Source organism: Hutsoniella sourekii ATCC 700629 (assembly GCF_000518205.1).
Lineage (GTDB): Bacteria > Bacillota > Bacilli > Lactobacillales > Aerococcaceae > Hutsoniella > Hutsoniella sourekii.
Genome location: NZ_JADD01000046.1, coordinates 1 through 4,935, shown reverse-complemented (window position 1 = coordinate 4,935; position 4,935 = coordinate 1). Strand labels below are relative to the sequence as shown.

At 37.0% G+C, this 4,935-nt stretch carries 7 protein-coding genes and 3 tRNA genes; 2 read left to right on the top strand and 8 right to left on the bottom strand.

What is annotated here, in order from left to right; translation table 11 throughout:
* Nucleotides 1–211, bottom strand: a 211-nt coding sequence (locus T408_RS0108945; RefSeq protein WP_028119259.1) for a helix-turn-helix domain-containing protein, incomplete at its 3' end; no start/stop codon positions are given.
* A 138-nt stretch (nucleotides 212–349) separates the two neighbouring features.
* Nucleotides 350–1,417: an LPXTG cell wall anchor domain-containing protein gene (locus T408_RS0108940; RefSeq protein WP_028119614.1), complete on the bottom strand. Its 1,068-nt coding sequence runs from the start codon at nucleotides 1,415–1,417 to the stop codon at nucleotides 350–352.
* A 278-nt stretch (nucleotides 1,418–1,695) separates the two neighbouring features.
* On the opposite strand from T408_RS0108940, the gene T408_RS11860 reads away from it, so the two are divergent.
* Entirely contained in the window at nucleotides 1,696–2,244 is a 549-nt protein-coding gene (locus T408_RS11860; protein ID WP_051444863.1) for a helix-turn-helix domain-containing protein, read from the top strand.
* A 68-nt stretch (nucleotides 2,245–2,312) separates the two neighbouring features.
* Here T408_RS11860 and T408_RS0108930 read toward each other — a convergent pair whose 3' ends face one another.
* From T408_RS0108930 to T408_RS0108905, 6 genes are all read right to left on the bottom strand, one after another.
* On the bottom strand, nucleotides 2,313–2,747 hold the full coding sequence (locus T408_RS0108930) for a universal stress protein (RefSeq protein ID WP_028119613.1): 435 nt from the start codon (nucleotides 2,745–2,747) through the stop codon (nucleotides 2,313–2,315).
* 83 nt (nucleotides 2,748–2,830) lie between these two features.
* Nucleotides 2,831–3,673 (bottom strand): CPBP family intramembrane glutamic endopeptidase, encoded by an 843-nt coding sequence (locus tag T408_RS0108925; protein WP_028119612.1) that lies wholly within the window; start codon nucleotides 3,671–3,673, stop codon nucleotides 2,831–2,833.
* A 76-nt stretch (nucleotides 3,674–3,749) separates the two neighbouring features.
* Nucleotides 3,750–3,822: transfer RNA gene (locus tag T408_RS0108920), tRNA-Thr, on the bottom strand.
* A gap of 164 nt (nucleotides 3,823–3,986) precedes the next feature.
* Nucleotides 3,987–4,059, bottom strand: a tRNA-Lys gene (locus T408_RS0108915).
* Nucleotides 4,060–4,139: 80 nt separating this feature from the next.
* A tRNA-Thr gene (locus T408_RS0108910) sits at nucleotides 4,140–4,212 on the bottom strand.
* Nucleotides 4,213–4,427: 215 nt separating this feature from the next.
* On the bottom strand, nucleotides 4,428–4,619 hold the full coding sequence (locus tag T408_RS0108905; RefSeq protein ID WP_028119611.1) for a peptide-methionine (S)-S-oxide reductase: 192 nt from the start codon (nucleotides 4,617–4,619) through the stop codon (nucleotides 4,428–4,430).
* A gap of 38 nt (nucleotides 4,620–4,657) precedes the next feature.
* Between T408_RS0108905 and T408_RS0108900 the strand changes: the two genes are divergently transcribed.
* Nucleotides 4,658–4,935: helix-turn-helix domain-containing protein (locus T408_RS0108900; RefSeq protein ID WP_028118714.1), on the top strand; the 278-nt coding region annotated here is incomplete at its 3' end.

The window sequence follows — 4,935 nt, the reverse complement described above, 5'->3', positions numbered from 1 at the left end:
TAGGACGACGTCCTTTAAGAGATTTATGTTCAGTGGCGTTATCTTGAGCCAGTTGGGCATCATAACTAGCTGATTGAACACGTTTAAGTTCACGATAAATTGTTGAGCGGTGTCGCCCAATGGCTTGAGCAATTTGACTAGCTGTATAGCCCTCATGATAAAGTACTTCTATTTTTGAACGGTCTTCTATGGTAAGATGTTTGTAGCTCATAACAGGTCCTCCGTGTGTGTTTTTGTGGTTACTAACATTTTACACGAACCTGTTATGGGTTTTCTTGTTTGTCGCAATTAATTTTACAATCTATCAAATAAAAAAACTCTCCAAAAGGAGAGTTTAAGCGATACTTTGTTATTTACGGCTACGGTAAACTAAATAAATACCACCAATAATTAAAAGAGCTGCCAAGCCCATTAAAATTAAATTATTACTTTCACCCGTTGCCGGTAATAATGTATGCACCATATTTTCCATTGTCGTTGACTCCTTTTCTTCTTTTAATTGATTTTTTTCTTCTATTAAATTAGAAGCAGTTAACTTATCCGTCTCCACTGACCCGTTCTCAGCCACTTGACTAGAGCTAGCTTGAAGACTTTTTCGATCCAATTGGTCATTTGTGCTATGATCTTTTTTCTGGTCCTGCTCTTGATGGCGAGTCACCTGTTCAAAGATCTCAGGATAATCTTTTATTAAGGATTGATATAAAGTCATCAAATAATCATGACCCAACCCTGCTACATATGCATCTTCAACCTCTGCTTCTAGCCTCTCCTTTGGTAAGGCGTCCAATTGCTGGCGACTCATTGGCGTTTGGTCTAAGAGGGCTTGCTTGAGTCCAAGAAGACCTGAGCGACTTTCTTCTCTATTATATGGCAGTATATTTTCAGAAGGCTCGATGATTGTTGTTTGTATCGGCTCAGAAAAAACATCTGGATAGCTTTCTCGGGCCAATGCAATCAATTGGCTGGCATCAGTATCATTCATGGTCTGCCTTTTTAATTCAAAGAGCTGAGCCATGGTCAATTGCTGAATGTTTCCAAGATAATCAGCTTGATGGGCGACTACTTGGTCAATGATCGCTGCGTGAGTAATTCCTTGCTGGTACTCCGTGAATAAGTCAGGTTTGGCCACGACTAATTCATAAAAAATTTCCATTACTTCTTCATTGTAAGAATCACTTTTCAAAGCGCGAGTTTCTAACTCTAATAATTGAGCATCGCCTATCTGATCTAATTGTTCATCAGTCATCCCAGCTAATTCTTTAAAAGCGGTCCGAATAGTGACCGATTCATCAGAATCAACCTGATCACTTAACAGGGCTCCCACTACAGGGACAGATTCCTGTCCTAGAACCACTGAGGGCGTTAAAAGGCCCATTACCACAATCAATAAGATAGTGCTTCGCTTTAAGGAATGCATAGCATTTTCCTCCTTTTCTAGCTAGTTATATTCTAACTTTGCTACAGTAGGATTTCAATGCTATTTCAAGAATTTCAATATTTCTTCGTGAATTTACCCAAGTTTCAGGAATCAACGGATTTATCAAAATTATGATTTAACTTATAAATGAAACTTTCTTAAGATTATTGATGTTGGCGACGATCAACTTTTTATATGTCGCTATTGTCGACATCATATGAATATGTTATACTTATGTCGACCTATCATGAAATGCAGGCATATAAGGAGGCGACAAATTGACTGTCGGTGACAAAATTAAAGCAATTCGCAAAGAAAGAAAGTTAACTCAACAAGAGCTCAGTGAAATCATCGGGCTGTCTAGAAATTATATTAGCGAACTTGAAAATAATAAACGAAATCTCAGTAATGATACTTTGACCAATTTAGCCAACAAGTTAGGTGTCTCAAAATCTTACTTGCTTGGAGAAACTGTACAAGATAGCCAATCAGCCAAAAATGAGCAAAAAAATTGGGAAAAAATACTAGATATCGGTCAATATTACTTAGCCGAATGCCGTAATGTGGACCAACAAGTGGACTATCAGGAAAAATATTTGAATTTAATTGAAACCTGCCAAAGTATTATCTCTACCATCTACTCTTCATTAGGTAAAGTGGATAGTTATACTCAAGACTTATTTGCTACCTACCAAGAGACACTTAATCATATGTATGAGAAAGAGTCTTTACAAGCAAAAGACCATCATTTAATTGATACTCAATTATTAATAGAACAAATTCAATTAGCCCAAGAAGAATTAGATCGTATCCAGAATCAAGCCTAATGATCTATGTATAGCTCCCATAAAAAATAGGGCCAAGGGAAAGTGTGGAACTTCCCTTGACCCTATTTTTATTGACGGACAATCAACACATCACAAGCGGCATGCTTAGTGATATAGTCTGATACGGATCCAATCAACATTTTTTGAAGTGCACCCTTACCAGTCGAACCAACTAGGATTAAGTCACAATCTTGTTCTTTGGCGTATTTAACAATTTGGAAGCGAGGATCCCCGATCAATAGCTCTAAATCAAAAGACGGGCAAGCTAATTTCTCTGCTTGGCCTTGATAATCTGCCAATAAACTTTGACCTTTCTTGCGATAAATATCCAAGACCGCTCTAAATTCATCATGAGGTGAAGCCGTTGTCAAATCTTCAACAGCATGAACTATTTCCAAGTGGGCTTCAAACTCTTTTGCTAATTCAACAGCTCTTTTAAAAGCCAAATCTGATGTAGGTGATCCATCAATAGCAACGAGTAGCTTCTTATAAGGTGCAGTCATTTCAATCATCCCTCCTAATCCTTTTCTAAGTAAACGTTATCACGAAATTGCCTCTCTGGCAAGCTTTTTCACAGTCAAGTCACTTAGAAATGCTTCTTTCTTATCCCCCGGCGATAGAAATAATAAATGACGATCAGGTAGAGAATAATAGCAGTCCCGGATGTCAAAAGACTATATTCTCCACCTGTTAAATAAGGATTATTAGACCGCATCAAATAATAAATAGGAGCATAGGACAGTTCTGTTTCCACAGAAGGATTGACAAAATAAATCACTGATGGAATACCGTTTAGTAGAATATGACAGAGACTAGATGCCCAAACACTTTCCTCAACATAGGCAATCAGTGAGAACATCACACTAACTAAAAAACCTGATACCAATAATAAGATCATCGATTGATTATCCAACGGCTTATTAATTAGATGCATCGTTGAAAATAAGGTGGCCGGCAATAGTATTCCCAACCATTTATTTAAAGACGCACTAAATAAATCCAAGCCAATGCCTCTAAAGACTAACTCTTCTTGTAAAGCACCACCAATAAAATCTACAAATAAAAGATATAGGATTTGATAAAAAACTGATTGATCCCTTTGCCAACCAATTTCCCACTCCCCTGGGACCAAGAAAAATGTAGCCCCCAATAAGACAAGAGGTAGGAGTATAGCTAGGATTAGCCACTCAATTTGAAAACGGAACAGATATAACTGACGATTGAGAAGATGATTTGTCCCCAAAACTTTTAATAATATGCTATAAAGTATCATAAATATAATCAGACTACTAATTTCAAAAGCTAGATCAGCACTCTCATTAAACAATGGAATTAAAAATACAAATTGTGATGCCCATTGAGAGACGACAATTAGTAAAAAAGCTATCGCAAATATTAAAAAAGCTTGAATAACCGATAATTTCTTCATCCTTATAACTCCTACCCTATTTGAAACTTTAAACTTATTTTTTGTTAAAAAAATAACACACAATACGTGTGTTAGATGCCGGCTAAAGGACTTGAACCCTCGACCCTCTGATTACAAATCAGATGCTCTACCAACTGAGCTAAGCCGGCCTTATTTTATATTTAATTAACATATTTTTCTCCGGGGCCACTTTGATTCAGAACAGATGTGAGAGCCTATGTCAGTTCCTTCCTACGCTCTCAGTAATCACTGAGCTAAGCTCGCGAAATTGGTCTCAAATTTTAAGAGAATGCTTAATTAATCAAGCATTAAATGACCTGTGCAGGAATCGAACCTGCGACCCACTGATTAAAAGTCAGTTGCTCTACCGACTGAGCTAACAAGTCTTAATTAACAACAGATTTCATAATAACTAATTTCTTAGAAGAAGTCAATATCTTTAGTTGAAAAAAATAAAAAATATCAATGCCGGCTAAAGGATTCGAACCCTTGACCCTCTGATTACGATTCAGATGCTCTACCAACTGAGCTAAGCCGGCCTTATTTTTTATTTTATTAACATATTCTTTCTCTGGGGCCACTTTAATTCAGAACGGATGTGAGAGCCTATGTCAGTTCCTTCCTACGCTCTCAGTTCCGACAGTACTAATCTGATTCTGAGAACTCTTCTATAATACGCCTTCTTAAAGGAACTTGTCAATCTACTTAAGAAAAAAAGCAGCAAATTCAATCAAGAATTCGCTACTTTTTAATTTTACAAACGGTGTTTTTCAATAAAATCCTGACGACCAGAAGCCTTAGCGTATCGCTGATAGTGCTCAGGATTTTTCTGATAGAAATCTTGGTGATAATCTTCTGCTGGCCAAAACTTTTGACTCGGTTCAATGGCAACTTTAATAGGACCTGAAAAACGACCACTTGCTTCTAAAGCTGTACTGACCCCCAAAAGTTAGAGTTAAAAATCTAACTTTTGGGGGTTATTTTATGTCCAAAAAATATTCTTACGAATTTAAATTACAAATTGTACAAGAGTACTTAAAAGGTCGGTTAGGGTACGAGTCACTGACCAAAAAATATGACGTTTCCAGTTCTTCCTTAGTCAAAAAATGGGTAGCTCAGTTTCGAGAGGAAGGCCCGTCAGGGCTTAAGAAAAGGAAGTCAAACAAACACTATCCATTGAATTTTAAACTGAATGTATTAAGATTTAAGCAGGAGACCGGCGCTTCTTATCAGGATGTAGCTATTCATTTCAACATTCATGA